12 protein-coding genes are annotated in these 21,644 nt (G+C 44.3%); 2 read left to right on the top strand and 10 right to left on the bottom strand.

The window, feature by feature from the left end; genetic code table 11:
• Window positions 1–267 precede the first annotated feature (267 nt).
• The 8 genes from ACNURT_RS10170 to ACNURT_RS10135 form a co-directional block, all read right to left on the bottom strand.
• The gene (locus ACNURT_RS10170; RefSeq protein WP_419701650.1) at window positions 268–1,482 is read right to left on the bottom strand and encodes a DUF4998 domain-containing protein; all 1,215 of its coding nucleotides are present in this window, start codon (window positions 1,480–1,482) and stop codon (window positions 268–270) included.
• 23 nt (window positions 1,483–1,505) lie between these two features.
• The gene (locus ACNURT_RS10165) at window positions 1,506–2,750 is read right to left on the bottom strand and encodes a DUF4959 domain-containing protein (RefSeq protein WP_419701649.1); all 1,245 of its coding nucleotides are present in this window, start codon (window positions 2,748–2,750) and stop codon (window positions 1,506–1,508) included.
• A gap of 49 nt (window positions 2,751–2,799) precedes the next feature.
• Window positions 2,800–4,707 carry a RagB/SusD family nutrient uptake outer membrane protein gene (locus ACNURT_RS10160; protein WP_419701648.1) on the bottom strand — a complete coding sequence of 636 codons (1,908 nt, stop codon included), beginning with the start codon at window positions 4,705–4,707 and terminating at the stop codon, window positions 2,800–2,802.
• 28 nt (window positions 4,708–4,735) lie between these two features.
• Entirely contained in the window at window positions 4,736–8,002 is a 3,267-nt protein-coding gene (locus tag ACNURT_RS10155) for a SusC/RagA family TonB-linked outer membrane protein (protein WP_419701647.1), read from the bottom strand.
• Between the two features lie 526 nt (window positions 8,003–8,528).
• A complete protein-coding gene (locus tag ACNURT_RS10150; RefSeq protein WP_419702125.1) occupies window positions 8,529–9,515 on the bottom strand; it encodes an aldose epimerase family protein in 987 nt (328 codons plus the stop codon).
• Window positions 9,516–9,568: 53 nt separating this feature from the next.
• Window positions 9,569–12,913 (bottom strand): DUF5107 domain-containing protein, encoded by a 3,345-nt coding sequence (locus tag ACNURT_RS10145; protein ID WP_419701646.1) that lies wholly within the window; start codon window positions 12,911–12,913, stop codon window positions 9,569–9,571.
• Window positions 12,914–12,930: 17 nt separating this feature from the next.
• Entirely contained in the window at window positions 12,931–14,277 is a 1,347-nt protein-coding gene (locus tag ACNURT_RS10140; protein ID WP_419701645.1) for a sugar porter family MFS transporter, read from the bottom strand.
• A gap of 50 nt (window positions 14,278–14,327) precedes the next feature.
• Window positions 14,328–16,556 carry a hypothetical protein gene (locus ACNURT_RS10135; protein ID WP_419701644.1) on the bottom strand — a complete coding sequence of 743 codons (2,229 nt, stop codon included), beginning with the start codon at window positions 16,554–16,556 and terminating at the stop codon, window positions 14,328–14,330.
• A gap of 393 nt (window positions 16,557–16,949) precedes the next feature.
• Between ACNURT_RS10135 and ACNURT_RS10130 the strand changes: the two genes are divergently transcribed.
• On the top strand, window positions 16,950–17,855 hold the full coding sequence (locus ACNURT_RS10130; RefSeq protein ID WP_419701643.1) for an AraC family transcriptional regulator: 906 nt from the start codon (window positions 16,950–16,952) through the stop codon (window positions 17,853–17,855).
• A 9-nt stretch (window positions 17,856–17,864) separates the two neighbouring features.
• Here ACNURT_RS10130 and ACNURT_RS10125 read toward each other — a convergent pair whose 3' ends face one another.
• Both ACNURT_RS10125 and ACNURT_RS10120 read right to left on the bottom strand, forming a co-directional pair.
• On the bottom strand, window positions 17,865–18,182 hold the full coding sequence (locus ACNURT_RS10125) for a hypothetical protein (RefSeq protein ID WP_419701642.1): 318 nt from the start codon (window positions 18,180–18,182) through the stop codon (window positions 17,865–17,867).
• Between the two features lie 196 nt (window positions 18,183–18,378).
• On the bottom strand, window positions 18,379–19,122 hold the full coding sequence (locus tag ACNURT_RS10120; protein WP_419701641.1) for an SGNH/GDSL hydrolase family protein: 744 nt from the start codon (window positions 19,120–19,122) through the stop codon (window positions 18,379–18,381).
• Window positions 19,123–19,516: 394 nt separating this feature from the next.
• Between ACNURT_RS10120 and ACNURT_RS10115 the strand changes: the two genes are divergently transcribed.
• Window positions 19,517–20,809: an esterase-like activity of phytase family protein gene (locus ACNURT_RS10115; RefSeq protein ID WP_419701640.1), complete on the top strand. Its 1,293-nt coding sequence runs from the start codon at window positions 19,517–19,519 to the stop codon at window positions 20,807–20,809.
• The last annotated feature ends 835 nt before the right edge of the window (window positions 20,810–21,644 follow it).

Raw genomic sequence — 21,644 nt, 5'->3', positions numbered from 1 at the left:
CTTAATAAAAAAGTAAAAGTGCGTCGAATCAGCCGTTATATCGACTCACCCCGACATCGCTGCGCTCGTCACCCCTCTCTCCGCTTCGCGCATAGAGGGGATTTTCCGCCACCCTCTTTGCGGCGAAGCCGCAGAGGTGGTCCACCTGCCAGCTTGCGGAAATAGACTGAGTGAGTCGGTTCTACACCCAGACCGGGCTTTAGACGTGCCCTCAAATCAAAAAGAGAGCAGCTGATAACAACTGCTCTCTTTTTGATATCTCTCTGATTATTTCAATTGTTTAGTAACTGATATTTCAATGGCGTGAAAATAATTGGTTCCGCCCCATGTTTCCAGGATCTTAAACCTGATATACCTTACCGTTGGACCATTTGCCGGGAAGTTGAAAGGTTCGCCGGCAGCGGCAAATGCTTTATCTTCGTCTGAATTTTGCCCGCGAGGTAAGCCCGAAGGTTTATAGGAAGTGAAGCTGGCAAGCTGGGTCCAGCCGTTAAAGCTGCCCGATGGATCAGGCGTGCTGTTGGTTCCCCATATTTCAAAGCGTTTAGCATTACCCACATCATACAGGGCCGACATCCGTTGCCAAAGCTTTAATTGTGTCAGGCTGGCCGATTGCCCCAGATCGATGGTGAACCAGATCGGAAAGTCGGTACCCGGGGTATGGAAGCCCGGCTCATTGGTGCTTTTATCCCATAAAAATGGAAGCTCCCAACCATAGGCCGAGCCAACATCGGTTGGTAAATACACCGCTTTAAACAGGCTCTTATCCATTTCGATTGTCCCGATAATCGTTGGGAATTTATCATAGCTCAAGGCATTAAATGTATCTACAGCATCCTTTACCGGTTTATATGACGATCGGTATGTTACATCTGTGCCATACTTATAATCGGTCAGAGTTATCGAGTTGCTATCGGCCACAAAAGAACGCTCTGTAGTGGTTCCTAACTTATTGGTATACCTTATAGTGGTAGCCACATTCCCGGTATCGGCCTTGTTAAAGTTGAGGGTAACGGAACCATCACTATGCGTAACATAGGGGTTGGCGGCATTATAAGCCCTGTTTAAAAGCGTCGACTGATACGTGGGGCCATATACCCTTACGTTATTGATATCCTGACCGATGGATGGATGATTATCCTTATCATACGCAATAATATGAAAGCTGTATACATACTCCTGCAGGTTGGGGATACTTACTACAACGGAATCGCCCGGATCATGGCTGGCGGCGCTAAGCAACAGGGAGTCAAGACCATTATTCCACTTGATCACGTATCTCCTGATACTTGGATCGGGACTTGGGTGCCAAACCAGCACGGCACGCAGGTTACCGGAATGGTAATTCAATCCGGCAGCTAATCCGGGATAGGTTACTTCATGATTATCTAAAAACGACTTATAATCCGTATCATATTTTTTGCAACCTGCAATTGCCAAACACATGAGCAAGAAAACAGTAACGTTGAATGCTATTTTCATTTCTTTAATTTTTAATTAACGGTTTACTGTACAGGTGCACCAAACAGGGTAAGCTCTTTGGCATTCACATAATCAAGTCCGGCCCAGGTTTGCGTACACTGAAAACGGATATATTTTACCGCTGGCATCTGGCTTACATTCGGCATATTGAAGCTAAAGCCATTTGCGCCCGCTGTAGCTTTATCGGCATCGGTAGCCTGGTTTGGCGGTGCGCCTGATGGTGGCAACGGCACCACAAAGTTGCCCAGATTAATCCAATCGCCCAATACGGTACCTACCGCGGTAACGGTAGCAGGCCACGATGGGTAATCGCCCGGATTATCCTTGGTTGAACCCCAGATGGTAAACTGACGGCTATTTTGGTAACCCCATATATCAGGCAGCCTGTTGAACAATACCACACGGCTTATTTTGGCTAATGGACCTATACCAAAGCTGCATATTTTTAAAGGAGCGCTGGTGGTGTGCCATCCCGGGTCGCCCAGGTTATTATCAAAAAGGTATTTGAGTTCCCAGCCATAGCCTATCGGGCTATCTGTGGTGAGGTGAAAAGTGAAGAACTTGCTCTTGTCCAGTTGTGTTTCAAACAGGGGTGTTAATTCTTTGGTCACTGTATCAGAAACATTCCCAAACCTATCCGTAGTAAAAACCGCGAATTTGGTATTCTTTACCGAGAAACCGCGTACCGATATATTCACCGTATCGTTACTCAGGTACTGCGGATCCTGCTCATCATAGCCTTTGGTAGCGTCGTTATATGATAAAATATGTATGGCCACCGGAGTTTTATTGGGGTTGAAACCATAAAAGTTGGCTCCGCCAAAATCAGGTGTAATGGCCAGGTTATCATTAATAAGCAGGTAATTTGGTATTTTAGGATTAACCTTTACCGTTACCGCGTCTGACATGATGTTGGCACGGCTTACCGCGTTCAGTGTCACCGTATACTCTTTAGCTTTGGCAAAACCATCAACCATTACTGTATCGGTATAATAGCTGGCTTTGGTTTGCCTTACCACCTTATCATTGATGTTATACGTTGCCAGAACGTATAACAGGTTCTTTGAATCGGGCAGTGTGTAGGTTATACGTGCCGAACCATTCAGGTTCTCGACCTTTATGTTGGTAACTACACCCGGCTTGGTTTTGTCGTTGGATACGATCTCGATATTTGACTGACCTTTTTTACAGGAAATCAAAAACACGACGAGTAGTGCCGATATATAAAGCATCGATACTATGGATCTGCCGTTATTAATCTTTTTCATAATTTATATTTTATATAATTATTTATCAATAATGCCTTAGTCTCAACTACTACCAGTATGGATTTTGGGTAAGATTTTCGTTAACCACCAGGTCTGTTGAGCTGATAGGCCATAAATAATCCCGCAAACCAAAAAGCGGCGTGATCACGTTGGTTGGGCGATAATAATTTGCCGATGCAGCCTGATTAATATTCCAGCCTTGTACAGGGCGACTTAATACATCCTGTAATTCTTTCCAACGGCGCAGATCCCAGCCTATCTGACCTTCAAAAGCCAGTTCGATCCTTCGTTCCTGGTGTATGATCTGGCGCAGACCATCTTTTGAACCCGGCTTGGATGGATTCTTCGAAAAACTGTTCCATGACTCCACTACGCCTTTTAGTCCGGCACGTGCACGCACCTGATCGATGTAGGAATACACTTCGGCTGTTGGGCCCTGTACCTCATTTAAAGCTTCGGCATATAAAAGGTACAAACCTGATAAGCGAATAAGCGGCAGGTGAAAATCAACCGTGGTAAAAGATTGATCCATTACGGTTTGATAGTTACCCAGTTTTTTTGGCCATATACCGGTTATATTGGTTGAGTTAAAGCTTTTTGGGCCAGCCAAACCAAAAATACCGCGGGCCTGCACATAATAAGCTTTGCTTTGGTCTGTTACCCCGTTACCAAACCAAATACCGCCATCAAAACCAATCGAGGCATAAAATCTTCTTTCGCGGTTAAAATGCTCGCGGGCGGTTTCATATCCCTGTTCTATATAATCTTTGTTAGCATCATCACCAACCTGGGGTATAAAACGATTGGTATAGTCAAAATTCTTGTCCTCAACCAACGGTACGCCGTTGTTGGTATAAAACAACTCCGACTCGGCCAATGGCACAGCCCAGTTTGAAGGGTATGTATTGGCCATACCTACTGCCGCACTGGTTAATTTGGGAATAACATAACCCTGGTAACCAAAGGTATAATTAAGCGCCCATATCAGCTCCGGGTTTTGCTCCCACTTATCGGTGATGGTAAGCTGCAGCGTTAATATCTTTTTCAGTTCGTCAGATACATTGATATTACCGGTTGGTGGTAAAGTGTACAATTTAATGCCTTGCGCTTCACATTCGGTAATGGCAGCCTTGCAGGCATCGGCGGCTTTTTGCCATTTAGACGCATCATACGAAGTAGAAAACAAGCTTTTACCCGCCTTATCTTTAAATCCCTGGTAATCCGGATTGCCATTAAACAGCGGACTTGCAGCCGTGGTTAAAATTTCGGCTTTTACACTCATGGCTATAAACTTGGTGATACGTCCAAATTCCTGCGCCTGATTTTGAATATTTGGCGGCAAATCGGGTATGGCCTGATCCAGCAGGGATATTACGTAAGCAAATGATTCATCAACAGACGCCCTTTTGCGCTTTAAGGTATCAGGCGGGGCATCAATCGGGTAGCTATCCTTTATCAGCACAATTGGACCGTACATCCTGATGAGGTAATAATGATAATAGGCTTTCAGGAATTTCACTTCAGCTATCCAACGCTTTTTTTCATCGGCCCCAAGGTCTATGGGTTTATCAATATTTTCGAGCATGATGTTACACCGCCTGATAGCCTGAAAAAGCGGAGCGCCGCCATTGCTGTTTCCCCAGTAATTTAGTGAGGGGCTGCCGGTGTTTTGCGTCCCCCGGATGAGGTCAAAGCCCCGTTGGTCAAAAAAGTTGGTCGTTAAATTGTTAGGGTACACAATTTCGGCAGAAGTGGTAAAACCCGCGTTATAAATTACGTTTGAGGTTTGCTGCATGGTTGAATAACAGGCAAACAGATAATTTTCGGCTTCATTACGGTTTCTGAAGGCATACTCCAACGTACCTACGTTACTGGGGGTAACATCCAGGTATTTTTTACAGGATACCCCTGTTGTACAAAGCGTTATTGCCAGTAATAATTTATAATATGATCTCATATCGTTCTCTTTTTAAATCGGTTTGTAATTATAAATTCACATTCAGACCAACGTTAAACACCTTTTGGATGGGGTAAGCAAACCCGTTGCCTCCCTGCTCCGGATCCCATAGTTTGAAGGGACTCCAGGTAAACAGGTTCAATCCGTTAAAATAAATGCGGCAATTGGTCAGTTTCATGGCCTTTGCTATACGCGCTGGCAGGGTATAGCCGATCTCTAATGATTTCAATCGCAGGAAACTGGCATCGCGTAACCACCAGGTGCTGGGTTGCAGGTTGTTGGCTATTACTGTTTGGTTGGTGCCTAATCTTGGGTACAAAGCGTACAAATTCTGGTTCTCTTCAGACCAGTGATCATTGGCAAATGCTTTCAGAACCTGTGTATTACCATAAATGTACTGGTCAGGACTCGGGATAAAAGGGCTTACCCTGTTTGGATCAACAAAGAAAGAAACCCTGGCCTGCCCCTGGAAAAATGCAGAAAGGTCAAATCCTCTAAAACCTGTTGAGAAGCCAAATCCGTAAACAATTTCGGGTGTTTGCGGATAACCCAGGAAGGTAAGATCCAGATTATCAATTTTACCATCACCATTCAAATCACGGTATTTGATGTCGCCCCCTTTTGGTGGTGCGGAAGAAAAATTCTGCGTTGGCGAGTTACGGGCTTCCTGATCGTCAACAAATAGCCTTTCGGCCACATAACCATAACCGCGGCTGATTGGCTGGCCAATAAAGTGGCGCCACGGCTCGGCATAGTTAGGCTCTTCTATGTAAGTATATTTATTGGTTGAATAAGTAAAGTTACCTCTGAACGATGCCCACAAGCCATTGCTAAAGCTTTGCTTATAATCGGCAGATAAGTCGATACCTTTTGAATCAACCTGACCTAAGTTGGTTGCGATAGAAGTTTCAAAACCTTCGGTAGCCGGCACCAACCTATCCCTCAGAATATTGTAGCGGTGGTTTTTATAAAACTCGGCAATAATGTTCAGGTTTTTTAACACGGTCATCTCCACCGCAACGTTGGTTTGCCTTGAGGTTTCCCAGGTTATGTTATTATTGTCATAGCTTACAATGGTTAAGCCTTTACGCTCATAGGAGTTGTTGAAACCAAACTGAGCATAGTTGTAACCTTCATTAAAATGCACATCAGACAGGTAATAGAAACGCTGCGCGCCAATAGCATCATTACCCACCAAACCGTAACTTCCGCGGATCTTTAACCGATCAATAAATGAAGGGTTCCAGAACGACTCGTTGGATATTACCCATGAAGCGCCGATAGTTGGGAAAAAACCATAACGATGATTGGCTGAGAATCGCTCAGAACCATTATACCCAAAGTTAAACTCGGCAAAATACTTGCTTTTGTAACCATAGGTAGCACGACCAGCTAAACCCAGGTTACGGTAGGGTAACGAGTATTGTAAGGATATCTGGTTGGTTTTGGGATCGACAGCATTTGAATAAACAGTTTGCTGAGCCGTACCGATCAGGGTGGCGTTAATGTTGTGGCTACCTAATTGTTTATTATAATCAAGCGAGGTTTGCAGATAGAAGAAGGTATCGGCATTTGGCGTACTGCGCGAGTATGAGAGGTATTCCTGCGCTACGTTATTACCCGTAGGCTGCGGGTTGAGCCAGTTTAGGGTATAATTATTGGTTTTCTTATCATAAGAACCTATATTATAATAAAATGGGTTATAAGCCAACTGTGAATCAAAATAAGAGTGCCTGTTGGTGCTGAATATACTTCTGAATTTTAAGCCGTCAGTTACAAAACCCAGGTTCTGGTTCAATTCCAGTTGAGCCTGCATCCTTGATTCCGACGAATTTTTGTGGCCGCGTAATAGGGCAGCATATGGATTGTTGTATAAAATACTGTTACTGCTGGTGCCATCAACCCCGCCTACGTTACCAAATAAGATGTGCTGTGCGTTGGCATTAGCAGCATCGGGCTGATAGTAGGCCGGGAACAATACGGGGCTGGTATGTATGGCCACATTGTACAGGTCAGACGCAAAAGAACCATCTGAGGTAATGGGGCCGTTATACTCATTAAAGTTACCCCATAACCTTACAATAACTTCGGTTGTTTTGGTGAGGTTGATGTTTACGTTTGACCGTAACTGGTAATTCCTGAACTTTACATTGTTATCATTATTATTACGGATATCGGTATTCAGCACACCGTTATCCACGTTGTAAGTACCGGTGATATAATACTTCGCCAAACCCGAACCACCACTAACGCTCATGTTGTTACGCATAGTGGTAGCGTTCTTTTTAAACAACATCTTTAACCAATCCACAGCTGGATACACATAAGGGTTACTGCCCGGGCCACCGTTAAGGGTGTTTTGGGTATTGTTAATTCTGGTTTGTGTAAAGGGTAACGGCAATGTAGGGTCGCGGGTAAGGGTGGCCTCATTATACAGGTTCATGTACTCAATGGGGTCAACCAGATCAAGCGTCCTTGTTGATTGCGATAAGGAATACTCCGAGCGAAAGTTGATCTTGGCAGGCCCTTCTTTACCTTCTTTGGTGCTCACCAGGATAACGCCGTTGGCTCCCCTTGCACCATAAAGCGCGGTGGCGCTGGCATCTTTTAATATCACAAAGCTGGCAATATCATCAACTTGTAAGCGTGCCAGATCGGTGGTGGTTAATTCTACGTTATCTATCAGTATTAGCGGATCTTGCTTATAACCAAAGGTGGTTACCCCACGCACAAAGAACGAGGCATTATCCTGCCCCGGCTGGCCACTGCGCTGATAGGCAATAATACCAGCAGCCTGCCCGGCAAGCGCCGCGGTGAGGTTACTCGCCGGAATTTTCAATTCGCTGGGTTTAATACTGGTAACCGAGCCAACAAGGGCCTCCTTGCGCTCCTTTTTACCATAAGCGGTAACTACTACCTCATCGGCAAGCAGCTTATCCTCTTTAAGGGCTACATTAAAGATCTTGTTTTGTGCCGATACCGTAAAGGTTTGTGCCTTGAAGCCTACAAAGGATATCCGCAATACCGAACCGTCTTCAACATCCAGAATAAACCTTCCGTTGCCATCTGTTACAGTACCTAAGCGGGAATTGCCCACCACAGAGATAGTTACACCGGGCAATTTAACATGCGCCGTATCAGATACAGTACCGGTAACCGTAATTTTGGTTTGCGCATGGGCCGTACCATAAAATAAGGTTAATGTTAAAAACAGTAAGCAGCATCTTATCAAAAACCGTCCGGGCTTCTCATACTTTTTAAAAAGTGTTTTACTAAAAATGTAAGATTGCTTCATAAAATTGGGTCATAAAAATTATTTTAATTAATCAGGATTTAATCCAATCAGATTTGTATTATTCACCGGATAGCACGGGGATATTCGCGAAGCGTGTTTATTATTTAACCGGAATTTTCCAGGTTCAAAAGCCAGGTTTGTAACCTGAGAAAATCCAAAGCTTTAGGTAGATCATTATCGGTTAAAATATGAACCGAACAGGCCATAAAAATCCTGTTAAGTCTTTTTTTAGGCTCAAGACTTTTAACAATAATCTCCTAATAATTAAGCATATAGAATTAACAGATCACCTGAATTAAGGATAAACCGGCGCTCGCTTTCCCGCTAATGTGGTAGTCGATTTTTTTACATACATATTTGGTTTAGTTTACAATTGGTATTGTAAATGTAAGTGGAAGCATCGCATTTAAAAATGGATAAACTTTCAAAAAAGATGGACAATTTTATGAATTTATAACTCAAGTGTGGTTTTGTCCATTATTTATTCCTTACTATAAACCAGCTATAAAAAATTGCGGGGAGGCCCTTAAAGCGTTATAATACCAAACTTGTAAATGATACTTTCATGATAAGTATCGCCGGGGTTTAAAACTGTTGTGGGAAAGTTGGAATGATTGGGGCTATCCGGATAATGCTGGCATTCCAGGCATATACCATCAAAGGGGCTGTATGGATTTTGGTGATGCCCTAAATATTCACTTTGTAAATAATCTCCGGTATAAACCATCAGGGCAGGGTAAGTGGTAAATATCTCCAGCTTACGGCCCGACCTTTTTTCGGTTAGCTCAGCGGCCAGTTTATGATAGGTACCGGGTTGCTCATCCAATATATAACAGTCATTTAAACCCGTAATATGGGTTTCATTCACCATCATTTTATTTTTGATGACAGTATCCGAAAGCCGCCTGTTACCAACCGGTTCAATAATACCTGTAGGGATATAATTTCCATCATTTTGCAACAGACTACCCGCATGAATGGTAAGCCTGTGGTCGAATATTTTAGCCCCATCATTTGACAAGTTAAAGTAGGCATGATTGGTAAAATTGGCAATCGTTTTTTTATCTGTCGACGCGCAATAACTGATGAGCAACTCATTCAGATCCGTCCACACATAATGTACGGTAAGTTCCAGATTACCCGGATACCCACCTTCTCCATCAGTGCTCTGTATTGTAAAATATAGCCCTTCGGCTGTAACCACATATTTAAAAACCCGGGTATTAAAACCCTTACTACCTCCATGATTGGTATTTTCACCGTCATTATTTTCCAGGTACCAGGTGATGCCATCCAACTGAAAACTGGCCCCTCCTATCCTGTTGGCATAACGGCCGATGGTAGAACCAATATAACAGTCATCATCCAAATAGGCGTGCAATGACGGAAATCCCAAAACCACGTTACTATAAACACCATGCCTATCGGGTACTACCACCGAAACCAGGGTAGCCCCGTAATTGGTTAATTCTACATAAGCACCGTGAGTATTCTCCATTTTAAAGAGACACACGGGCTCGCCGGCATGATCCCCCCATTCCCGACAGGTTATTATGGTAGTACTGTTCACTCCTGGATATTTAAAGCATGTATTGCCATATTCAGATGGATCTTGCTTCCGGCATGAGCAGCGTCGAGTTCCAGCACGTCATTTAACATTTTTTGCGCGACATCCAGATCGTTCAAGCCCAATGCGCCCAAGCCCTGTAAAAAGCTGGTGTGGATGCGATTACGCAGGTTCAGGTCGTCATCAAATATGAGCAGGTTGGGTAATGACACAGCGAAGTAATCGATCTTCACTTCATCATTCGCATGTAGTGCACCATAATCGCTTAACTTTTTAAATATGCTATTGGCCCGTTCTGTATTACCCAGTTTTTTCCAGGCCAATCCCTGGTAAAAGATCTTATCAGGCTGCTGATCGTTATAAAACACCGCTGCTGATGGCTCATCTAAACCAATGGTAGCCTGCTCAAAGTATTTTTTAGCCTGCTCTGGTTTGCCGGCGGCTTCACAGGCGCAACCTAACCAGTAATCGATATCGTTTTCCTGGGCGCCGTATAATTTACCTTCGCCCAGGTTATGCGGGTAGGTTTTGGCATTGTTGAGGTAAGTAATGGCTTTTTCGTACAAACCTTCTTCCATATATTTTTTAGCCAGCTCAATCAGGCTAAATATATACTGGCCCGATGCCTTGCCTTCGCCACCCTCCCATGGATGGAATTGGCGTGCGTTCAACAGGTTCAAAGCAGTTTCATGATCACCTAAAAGATTATAGAGCGTTACCCTTTCCAGGTAAACATCATCGCGCTGATCCGCTACAGCCAGGTTATCTTCCAGGAATTTCAAACGTTCCTCCGGCGATCTGTTCAGTCTCTTATATAACTGATCGAGCTCCATAAGTACACGTGCATCTGTTTTGTCTAAAGCAAAAGCTTTCTCAAAATATTCCAGCGCTTTTTGCTCGTTGTTTTGTTTGTTGAAATAAGCGATAGCCAGATTACGGAAAACGGTCGGGAATTGATCGTCCAATTTGGCCGAGCGTTCCCAGTGACTCACCGCATCGTCATACTGGCGTTTATCATAAAACAAATTACCCAGGTAGTAAGGCGCTTTGGCATCAGCCGGGTTAAGCTCAATAGCCAGTTTCAGGATAGTGATCTCGTCCAAACGGTTAGGGAAACACAGGTACGAATCGGCTTTGGCAGCTTTAGCCAGCCATTCCGCAGCCTCGACTTTACGGCCACTTTGATGGCTCAACCAACCCAGGGTATAATAAACTATCGGGTTTGATTCTGCAGGTTTTACCACCAATTGCAGCAATTGCGATGCTTCGTCATATAAACCGGCAGCGGCATAATCCAGGGCATACTCTATAAAATTCTGGTCGTCACGACGAGAAAGTGTTAGTAATTGGTTCAGGCTTTCCTCTGTCTTATCCGCATCATTGCTTATCCTGTAAGCCAATATCTTTTCAAACAACGCGCCCAGGTTAAAACCATCACGTTCCAAAGCGGTGTCAATTGTAGCCAGCGCTTTATCTAACTGGTTAAGCTTGCGATAAGCAGCTGCTTTGATCACATATGATTTACTGTTGGCGGCATTTCTGTCCAACGACTGATTAATATGATCCAAGGCCAGTTCGTAATGACCGCGGACCATATCTATCATCGCTACGCAGAAAAAGCCGGTATCCTTCCACGCATTGCTCCAGGTGGCTTTGTAGAACGCGGTGTAAGCCTCATCGGCCCTGCCTAAATATTTGAGGCAAAGACCGAGGTTGTAATAAGGCTCACTATCATAAGGATTAGGGTTACGTTGGATGCTGGTTTCTACCGCCTGGCGCAAATAGGGCTCCGCCTTGGCAAACTGTCCTTTACGGATATACCATTTACCCAGCGCATTATTATTGCGAATCTCTGTAGGTTCACGACGCAGCGCTTCCTCATAGTACGGGATAGGACTATAGGTAGCATGGCGATATTGCTCCAGGTGCTGCGCGGTTAAAAATAACTGCTCCACGCTTTCCACATCGGCCGGGGCCAGTGCGGGTTTCGCAGGCAAAGGCATCTCGTTCTTTTTGTTTTTTGCCGGTTCGTAACGCAGTGCTTCCTGTTTGCTGCTGTTGGTGATGATCAGCAATAATTCGTTTTCGTTCACGCCTGCGTTAACGGCTACTTCCTGTATAAACACCTGTTCAGGGCTAATATCGGTTGTCTGCGCAAATAATATTTCTCCTTTATAACTCAGACTGATATTCAACCCATTTTGCGCCGAAGTTACCTGTACTTTGATGATTACTCTGCCGCCTTCTTTGCTTAACGCCAGCAGGATATCTTTAGTAGCATTTTTCACCATACCCAATTCGCGGTAGGGTAAAAAATACTGCGTAAAAGTTTTTTCTTCGTAAGGCATCAGCCAGCTAAAATCGGGCTGATTATCGGTGAATACGCCGGTCATCAGTTCTATATAAGGGCCGTCCTCATCAGTAAGGTTTCTGTCCCAGGCCTGGCCGAAATCGCTGTGGCCCCAGGTCCACTGTTTTTTACCCGGCGATACATGATGATTAGCCACATGCAGCAAACCACCCTGCGAGTCATGCTCATAACCACCAACAAAATCATAGTCGGAATTAATAGCCATGTACGAGGTTGGTACGGGGATATTCTTATACATCGAAATATCGGTACCCGGCGAATAATCAACCTTGTAATAGGTGCCGGTAGCGATAGGAAAATCAGACACATCGCGCTTGCCATGATCAAACACAGCGTTCACATCAGGCGGGAATACCGATTGGTAATAGTCGTTTACCTTTACTGCCGGATTTGCCCACCACAGGAAAGTTTGCGGCAAGGAGGAACGGTTAAACAATTTGGCTTTGATCTCGATATAAGCCGTATCCGGGCGAAGCGTAAAACCGGCCATGCCCTTGGTATGAAACATGCGCTCCACCTCGTTTACCCAAACGGTTTTGCTGCCATCGGCATGCTCTTCCAAAGTGTAATCAATGGGATCAAAAGTACTTGGACGATGATGTTGCGGCCAGTTAAACTCGATACCACCCGAGATCCAAGGACCTGTTAAGCCTACCAGCGCCGGTTTGATCACCTGGTTATAATAGATAAAATGACGCTGTTTGATCTTGTCAAACGCCATCTGGATACGGCCGCCCAGCTCTGGCAGGATCATTATTTTGAGGTACTTGTTCTCCAGGAACAGGCCGGTGTATTCTTTATCTTCCTTCTCGTCGGCAATTTTTTCGATCACCGGGTTGGGATATACTACGCCACTGCTGCCCTGGTAAATGCGTTTTTCAAAAAACATCGGGTTTTTATCGGGCTTGCCTACACCATAGGTAGGGATCACTACTTTTTCTTCCCAAACGGATACATTAGAATGATGCATCATATATTCTTCTTAATGGATTAATGTCTGATTAAATTTCCTTCCAGTTCTTCGAGGGTTTGGCCTTTGGTTTCTTTAACACGCGCCTTTACAAACAGGAAGCCCAGGAAACAGATACCCGCATACAGGTAAAACGGTCCGTAGGTACCTAACTTTTTGGCTAGGATAGGGAACGTAAAGACTAATATAAAGTAAGCGCCCCATAACGAAACAATAGCAACCGACGAGGCCACCCCCCTGATCTTATTAGGAAAAATCTCTGAAATAAGCACCCAGGTAACCGGGGCCAGCGAAATGGCATAAGTACTGATAGCCAGCAGCACAAATATGGATACCAACCCTGCTGGGAAGTGGTTTTGTAAGGCAATAGCCAGCACAATATACATGATGGACAAACCCAGCGAACCCACCAGCATCAGCGGCCGACGGCCCAACTTATCCACCTGCCACATGGCCAGTAAGGTAAATACGAGGTTCACTACGCCAATAGAAACTGTTTCTAAAAGCTGACGGTTCAAGTTGGCCCCTACCGATTCAAATATGGTGGAGGTATAGTTAAACACCACATTGATACCGCAAAACTGCTGAAAAACGGCCAACGTGATACCCACCACAACCGCCGGGCGCACGGCTTTTTCAAATACCATTTTGTACGATTGTTTGGCTGTACTTCCTGCCAATGATTTTTCAATGGCTTTCATGGTGGTATCAGCAAAATTAACCGATCCAATTTTGTTGAGCACCTGTTGCGCTTTATCCACCTGGCCCGATTTCATGAGCCATCTCGGGCTCTCTGGCAACCAGGTAACACCGATCAGGAACACCGCTGAAGGTACAGCGCCTAAACCAAACATCCAGCGCCAGGCATCATGACCTGCATCAGCTAAAAAGTAATTGACCAGGTTGGTTATCAATATACCTATCACCACCGTGAGCTGGTTTATAGCTACATTACGGCCGCGTACCTCGGCCGGCGAAACTTCGGCTATATACATGGGGCAAAGCATAGAAGCCATGCCCACGCCAATACCCGCGGCAAAACGCAGTATGATAAAATAGGTAAGGGTTTGCGCAAAGGCGATGCCTATGGATGATACCGCGAAGATGAGCGCAGCTACCATCAATCCGGGTTTGCGGCCATATTTATCAGCCAGGTTACCGGCGAGAAGGCAGCCTACAATACAACCTAAAGCTAAGGAGCCGGTCAAAAAGCCTTCCCACACCGGATCGAGCGCGAACTGGGTACGTAGAAATGGTAAAGCGCCCGAGATCACGGCAAAGTCGAACCCAAAAAGGTATCCGCCCAGGGCCGAAATAAAGGAGATCCCGATAATATACCGGCTGTTAAATGTTTTTGAACTACTCATTTTTTAGGATATGTTTATTGATTTAAGCATAATATCGGTATTTGGCAGGGTTATTCTTTTACGGGAACTAATTTTATCATTACTGCATTGGCAGGCGCGGCGCTCAACTTAAATTCAGTGTCGTCCTTTTTTAATTCGCCCACGACAGTATCGGTCAGCAGATCTTTAAACTGATAAGCTTTCCCGGCCTCCAGGTGCAGGACCGGGCGGGTTAAAACCTGCTCAAAATTCTTTTGCCTGTCGAAATTGAACAAGGCCAGCAAGGTATTTTCACCCGGCAGGTAAAATGCCATTTGCTGATCAAGCGTTTCGCCATCGGCTGCTTTCAGTGGAATAAAGGCTTGGGGATGACTAAAAAACGCTGCTATCCGCTTATTGTTTAAAAACTTCTGCGCCCGGCTTGCAGCCAGCGGGTGCCTGAAATCTGATCCATCGCCAAGGATGCTACCCATTACCATCATGGCATATAATCTTACCTTGATCTCCTGCTCATTCAGATCGGGATTTTTCTGAAAGCTTTTCATGATGCTTACATCCAGGTTGGTGTATGGGAACAAGGTGCCCTGAACCCAGCCCATGTGCGAGCCCATAGCCAATGAAGCCTCCGTACTGCCATAATGCGGAAAGCCGGGCTGGTCATCACGCAGGTGCGAATACACATCGGTTGATATAAAACGGGTGTGTGCATACTGGTGCGGGAACATAGGCGATATGGCCTGGGTAATAAAAATATCTTTACCCAGGATAGAATCAACCAGGTGACGCAGCGTTTTCATGCCATAATCATAAGCCTGCATCCCTGTACGAATGTTTTTATTATAGCGGGTGGTACTCTCTAATGCACCACCTGTCAGGAAGTCGATCTTCAGGAATTTAGCGTTAATGGCTTTGGCCTTTTTCAATTGCTGGATGATATACAGACGAACAGCCGGATGCGTGGGGTCCATCGCGTAAGCCCCCCATTTACCATCTTTATACATAATAGGTTTTCCCTCATTATCATGCAGCAATACATCTTTTAAAGCATAATTTGAGCCTGCTACCTTTTTCCCCTCGATATCATCCTTCCAGTTCCACATCGCAAAGGGGATAAAGTAAAAGCCCATTTGCTGATTATTCTTAGCGAAATATTTACCCAGGTTGGCCAAAACTTCAGTCGAGTAAATACCCTGATCATAGGAGTCGATACTCATGACCGGTTTAGAATAGCCGCTGAAATTAGTTAGGGTATGCAAAAAATCAGAGATCTTTTCAACAGCCGGCGGCATCATTACCCCTTCGTAACCCAACACGCCTTCCACGCCAAAGCTGTTCCAATACACCGGGGCATTACCAATCCAGGTGCATTTACCATTAATGGTCGAATTTGCCTCGCCGTATTGTGTAAAAGCCTTATGTAGATCGTCCATCGCGCATAAAAATATGGGAGGCGAACTTACTGACTGCCCTACCGTGGTACCATGCGCCACCAGGTCGTGCGTGCCATCGTTACCGCCGTAAGCCGGTGGTAGTTTAGAGTCATCGGGCGTAGAGGCACCGCCAAAAACCCGGAGCGAATCCACATAACCCAACTCTGTTGAGGTTTGATAAGCCAAGCCGGTTTTCCAGAAATTGTGCTTTACACTGCCAATAACCAGTCCAGAGTTTTTCAGCATATCATAAATGGCCGCGAACTCATAGGTGATTCCCGTAGTTTTTGGCGAGCCTGTTTTAGGCCAGCTCCTTTCTACTGTAGGTGTCCAGTCGTCATTATCAAAGGGCACATCCAGTATGCGGGGTTCGGTACCGGGAATAAACAACCGGCCTTTATATTGGGGCAATACCGCTATCGGACTGATATCGCGGGTTTCTAAAAGGGCGGCTTTCGCGTCTTTATTTTTCGCTGTCAAACTAATCAGCGTATATGGGTGCCCCTTGTAATTGGTAAAACGCTGTTCCAGTATAAACGGGTGCTTTTGATCGCTATGTGTAATAATTATTTGCCTACCGGTACCTATGCTGTCATGAACTTCGGCAGTAACAAATTCATGGTTGGCAAAATCGGCGGTTGTGGTAATTCCCGATTTAATGTCGTTGATGTAGGCCACCGTATTTTCGATCCGGATGCCATTGGAAAACGTGTAGTTTACCATACCGGTATGAGCATCCAGTTTAATAGTAACGTAACTGGTGATCATTTCTAACTTATCCACTGTGGTAATGATCTTCTGCGCGAATGCACACTGACCATATATTAACAAAACAATAACAGCAAATGGGCAAAGTAATATTTTTATCATGGCTTATACCGGCAAATCATATTATCTGTTATTAACAGGCATACCGTTATTTACATAGCGGCGAGGCAGGCACTCTTAAATATGGATAATATGTTCAATTGGTTCGATGTAAAGCTCCCGGATTAAAACAGATTAAAAAATAGTTAATGTTACGATAATGATGGACTTTTTTATGACAACAAGCACAATTGATATTAAGTGAAGATTTAACCTTTGGTTTAGCTATTTTGCACCTCAGGATATATAAAGAGGGCGGGTAGAATATTCGGCGAAGTTAAAGTTGAAGATCCCAATCATCATAAAATGAAATATTTTATGATGATTTTGTTTTTTTGATTAACGTTGTGCACCCATATTATAAACCGGTCAGCGTATCCCTATCCTCTTGAAAAAATGACAAAAAGCACAGCGTTAAGACGGCGTGAAGGTTTTGAAGGGCAGAAACTTATTGTTCTGCCCAAAAAGATCATCGCCAACTTTTTAAGTAAAGACCCTGTTACCAAACAGATCTATATAACTGATATAGGGTATTACCCCAAAGCCAGTCATCATTATGCCGAACGCCCTAATGGCATCAATCAGCATATTATTATCTATTGTACAGAGGGTTATGGCTGGCTGGAGATCAATAAAAAGAAAGTAGAAGTTTCACCGTCACAATTTATAGCTATTCCGGCGAATACGCCGCATAAGTATGCCGCTAATATGGATAAACCCTGGACCATTTACTGGATCCACTTTAAAGGGGAAATATCGGCTTTCATCATCGACCTTATCCTCCAAAACTCAGAAAACTATAAGCCATATTTATCTTATAATGAAGACCGTATAAAGCTATTTGAGGATATTTGCTATAACCTGGAGAAGGGCTATAGCAGCGATACGCTACGCTATGTAAACATGATATTTTCACATTTCTTGTCCTCGCTCATCTATGAAGATAAATTCAATCACCTGGAAGAAAATACGGATAATAATGTAGTGGAGAAAACCATTGGCTTTATGCAGGATAACATCAATAAGATCCTCCGGCTTGATGATCTTTCGGCCTTTGCTAATTTATCAACCTCGCATTTTTCGGCGCTTTTCAGGGCTAAAACGGGTTATGCCCCTATCGAATACTTCAATCAGCTTAAAGTACAGAAAGCGTGTCAGTATATTTCCTTTACAGCCATGTCTATCAAAAATATAGCTATTAGCCTGGGAATTGAAGATCAGTATTATTTTTCCAGAATGTTTACCAAACTCATGGGAAGTTCGCCTAATGAATACCGCAAAAAGATCAAATCGGCGCTATAAACTACTATTTCAGGCTATTAAGGCAGAGGCTGGTACATCTGTATGTGTAAATAACCGTTTAAAAAAGGAAGCGATCTTATCCAGCCAGGTTTGCGTTTTTACAGCAGGAGTTTGGGCTATTCCCTCTGGATTTGGCTCATCCGGAGGGTCATTTATCGCCTGCATTTCTTCCAGGACACTTTCGCGTATATCAGGATCACGGTTCACAATAGCATCCAGTTCTGTAAGCTCATTAAAGGTAGCTACCCCCCTTTGCTGTCGTTTTATCAAAATATCAAAACGATCCTGGTTAAACGTACGTCGCTCCAAATATCTACGCTGTTTCATAATAATCTACCTGGCTGCAATATTATTAACAAAGCGAGTGCCATCGTTATAGTTATTTGATTATCAGCAAATTATAACCACTACATATTTTAACATGTACTGTTTTGATACATGGGGCTGTTCGTTTCCGGTCGGTAAATAATTATAGTAAATTTACTATTCAAACTACCTGCAGCTAAAGGTTTTCTTAATTACTCTATTTTAAAGCTTTGGCAATAGCCTGTTCTGTAACCGTAGCCATAACCCGGTAACCAGCCGTGTTAGGGTGTACCCCATCGGTAGTGAGCTCGGGCTTTTGGCCGTTGCGTTCATCAACAAAAGGTGTAAAATAATCCAGCAGAGTCAGGTTATTTTCGGCTGCGTATGTTTTGATGAGCTTGTTGAGCGCTATGATCTTGCCTGCAGGCTCAATGCCTTTACGCCATGGATAATCAAATACAGGTAAATACGCGCACAATATCACCTTGATATGGTGCAGTTTAGCCAGCTCAACCATCGAGCGGATGTTGTTCATGATGTACTCGTTGGTCAAGTGGCCGTAGTTGGATGCGATATCGTTACTACCTGCCAATATGATCACGGCTTTGGGTTTCAGGTTGATCACATCCTGACGAAAGCGGATCAGTAGCTGCCCTGAAATTTGACCGCTGATGCCCCGGTCCAGGTAAGGTTTACCCTTAAAAAACTCAGGCACAGTAGTTTTCCATCTTTCAAAAATAGAGCTTCCCAAAAAAACCACCCTATTTTCGCCCGGTTTAGGGTCGCCTATCTGCTTATTTTCCAGGGCATAGTGCGATAACGCGGCCCAATCGTCACGGAGATCTTCTTTTACGACAGCGGCCGGTTTATTTTTGCCGGTATCGGGGGCACTTTGCTGCGCGTAGCCGGCAGAGGCGATCAATAATCCGGCGGATAATAACAGTGTAAGTTTTGTATTCATATGGATGATAAATATCGGTAACAAAAACTTTTTAAACCTTAAATTTTAACAATTTTCGATTCTAAAACAGTGTAAAAACGCTTAAAAATTGATTCAAAACCATCGGCTTTAACACTTTTTAACAAATTTTATCGCGGTTTTGATTCTCCTAATCCCTGTTTGTTATCCTGAGCGATAACGAAGGACTTCTGCAGCCATGCCTGGCGGACAATAGATACCTCACTCCGTATAACAAATATTTTTCCAAACTTCTCTCTCCAGCGACCAAGCCGAAACAATGGTCGGCTGAGTCCTCCGCAGTGCCTCAGCCCCCAATCAATTATTTTTAAGTTAACAATTCCTTTACAGGCCGGGGCTTACTTTGTGACAACTTTATTATAAAATCCTATAACTCATGAAAAAAACTTTATTAACCCTCTTCGCTTTTAGTGCTATAGCATTTAGCGCCTGTAAAAAGGATCACAAAGTAAATATAGCTCCATCATACCCGGATATGGCCGAAGCGGCTGATCCTGCCGTTTTGATGACCACTGCCGATGGGGTAAAAGTATACAACGGCGGCTTTGGTTCGGCCATAGCGCCCGATCCTAAGGATGCTAATGTATTTTACCTGCTTACCGATCGCGGACCAAACGCTGCTGGTTCCACTGCCAATGCCATCATATTCGGTAAAGCCGATTTTACACCCGAAATAGGCAAGTTCAGGCTAAAAGATGGTAAACTGGTATTGGAGCAAACCATCCAGCTTAAAAATGCTGCGGGGCAACCCCTAAACGGCTTACCTAACCCTATCAATGAGGGCGGTACCGGAGAGATCGCTTTTGACCTGAACGGCAACCAGGTAGCGCCAAGCGCCGATGGTATCGACTCCGAAGGCATGGTTTTAGCCTCCGACGGCTCTTTCTGGATCAGCGACGAATACGGTCCGCATATTGTTCATTTTGATGCCACCGGTCGTACTATTGAGCGCATCAATCCGTTTGGAACCGGCACGGGTGGTCGTAAAATCCCCTTGGTATTTGCCAAACGCAAACCCAACCGTGGCATGGAAGGCCTTACCATTACCCCCGACGGCAAAACGCTGGTGGGCATAATGCAATCGCCAATGCTTAACCCAACCAAAGCAGCGGGTGCCGCTTCAACTATACTGCGCATCTTAACTTTCGATATCGCCTCGGGTGCAACCAAACAATACGCTTATGTAATGGACAATGTATCGCTTACCGGCGTGAGTGATATTGTAGCGGTGAACGCCACTACCTTTTTAACCATTGAGCGCGATGGTTTATACGGCGGTGATCCAAAAAAACCGGCTACCTTTAAAAAAGTATTTAAAATCAGCCTTACCGGCGCTACGGATATCTCCGATGAGGCAAACGGCGCTAATGGCAAGCTTTATGGCGGCAAAACCGTAGAAGAGCTGAACGACCAGGCCGGTTTGCAAGGCGCAGGCATTACCCCGGTATCCAAAACCCTGGTGCTTGATCTGTTGAAAGACCTGCCAACCGTTTATCCGCATGATAAAGCCGAAGGTTTGGCCCTGTTGCCGGGTAATATCCTGGCCATATCTAACGATGATGACTTTGGCGTGCTGGATAATGGCAAAGGTGGCTTCGCGGCCAAGATACTGCCGGCTACCAACACGGTTGACCATAACAGCATTTACTTTGTTAAGATCAAATTGTAAGAGGTTAGAGTCAAAAGTTAAGATAACAATTGTACTTTCAAGGCCATCCCGAAGTTCGGAATGGCTAAAACACCGTAATTTTACTCTTAAAAATACGGTGTTTTCACGGATTGCGGCGACTTATTACTCTACTTACATTTGTATCAAGGCGTTTTACTAAAACCGCTGATAATGAAGCTAAGGTTAACTGATAAGGCACTTATTTTTTTTATCCTACTGATGGCAATTATAGTACAACGCCCAAGCTATCAGATGGTGAACGGTATGGTGAGTAGTTTACATCTCCATTTGGGATTGATACCACACCTGAGATCAGTCATCGCGTTGTTTACAAATATATCATACCTCCTGAGAGGGGTATATTAAGAATACCACCTATGAAAAGCACCCTGAGAAAGTGCAAACAAAATTAAGTATATTGTTGGTGATATGCTTAGTTAAATGGTCCTGACCGGCCTCAACACAAGCATTACCTTTAATAGGGTAATGCTTTTTTGTTTGATAAAGGGGCTGTCACCCTGAATATCGAAACATAACATCCCATTAAAAGCCCGGGCCACGTGCGATTCCTTCCCTCGGGAAGGTGAAGGAAGGGGTTCATACATCATACCGGTTTATGCCGCATGAATAAACCCCTCCCTACCACAACACCACCCAACCGCACCCCTCCCGTGGGGCTACTGTGTGGACACATCTTTTCAATGCACTAATAGTTAAAAAAAGCTGCTCCGGAGGAGCAAAATGTCGGTAGCAATAATAAAAGTTAACCTCTTTTAGTGCCATAGGTACTACACTAACCGACTTAGGGTCTATTAATGCACTATTATTTCCCCCA

Origin of the sequence: Mucilaginibacter sp. NFX135, from assembly GCF_048565145.1 — a bacterium.
GTDB lineage: Bacteria > Bacteroidota > Bacteroidia > Sphingobacteriales > Sphingobacteriaceae > Mucilaginibacter.
Note: the sequence above shows the minus strand (reverse complement) of the source record. Positions and strands in the feature narration are given on the sequence as shown.

What these genes read in the sequence shown, in the direction of transcription:
- ACNURT_RS10130 (WP_419701643.1), top strand. Translation starts at nt 16,950, where the DNA reads ATGACAAAAAGCACAGCGTTAAGACGGCGTGAAGGTTTTGAAGGGCAG.
- ACNURT_RS10125 (WP_419701642.1), bottom strand. Translation starts at nt 18,182, where the DNA reads ATGAAACAGCGTAGATATTTGGAGCGACGTACGTTTAACCAGGATCGT.
- ACNURT_RS10165 (WP_419701649.1), bottom strand. Translation starts at nt 2,750, where the DNA reads ATGAAAAAGATTAATAACGGCAGATCCATAGTATCGATGCTTTATATA.
- ACNURT_RS10160 (WP_419701648.1), bottom strand. Translation starts at nt 4,707, where the DNA reads ATGAGATCATATTATAAATTATTACTGGCAATAACGCTTTGTACAACA.
- ACNURT_RS10120 (WP_419701641.1), bottom strand. Translation starts at nt 19,122, where the DNA reads ATGAATACAAAACTTACACTGTTATTATCCGCCGGATTATTGATCGCC.
- ACNURT_RS10135 (WP_419701644.1), bottom strand. Translation starts at nt 16,556, where the DNA reads ATGATAAAAATATTACTTTGCCCATTTGCTGTTATTGTTTTGTTAATA.
- ACNURT_RS10170 (WP_419701650.1), bottom strand. Translation starts at nt 1,482, where the DNA reads ATGAAAATAGCATTCAACGTTACTGTTTTCTTGCTCATGTGTTTGGCA.
- ACNURT_RS10115 (WP_419701640.1), top strand. Translation starts at nt 19,517, where the DNA reads ATGAAAAAAACTTTATTAACCCTCTTCGCTTTTAGTGCTATAGCATTT.
- ACNURT_RS10140 (WP_419701645.1), bottom strand. Translation starts at nt 14,277, where the DNA reads ATGAGTAGTTCAAAAACATTTAACAGCCGGTATATTATCGGGATCTCC.
- ACNURT_RS10145 (WP_419701646.1), bottom strand. Translation starts at nt 12,913, where the DNA reads ATGATGCATCATTCTAATGTATCCGTTTGGGAAGAAAAAGTAGTGATC.
- ACNURT_RS10155 (WP_419701647.1), bottom strand. Translation starts at nt 8,002, where the DNA reads ATGAAGCAATCTTACATTTTTAGTAAAACACTTTTTAAAAAGTATGAG.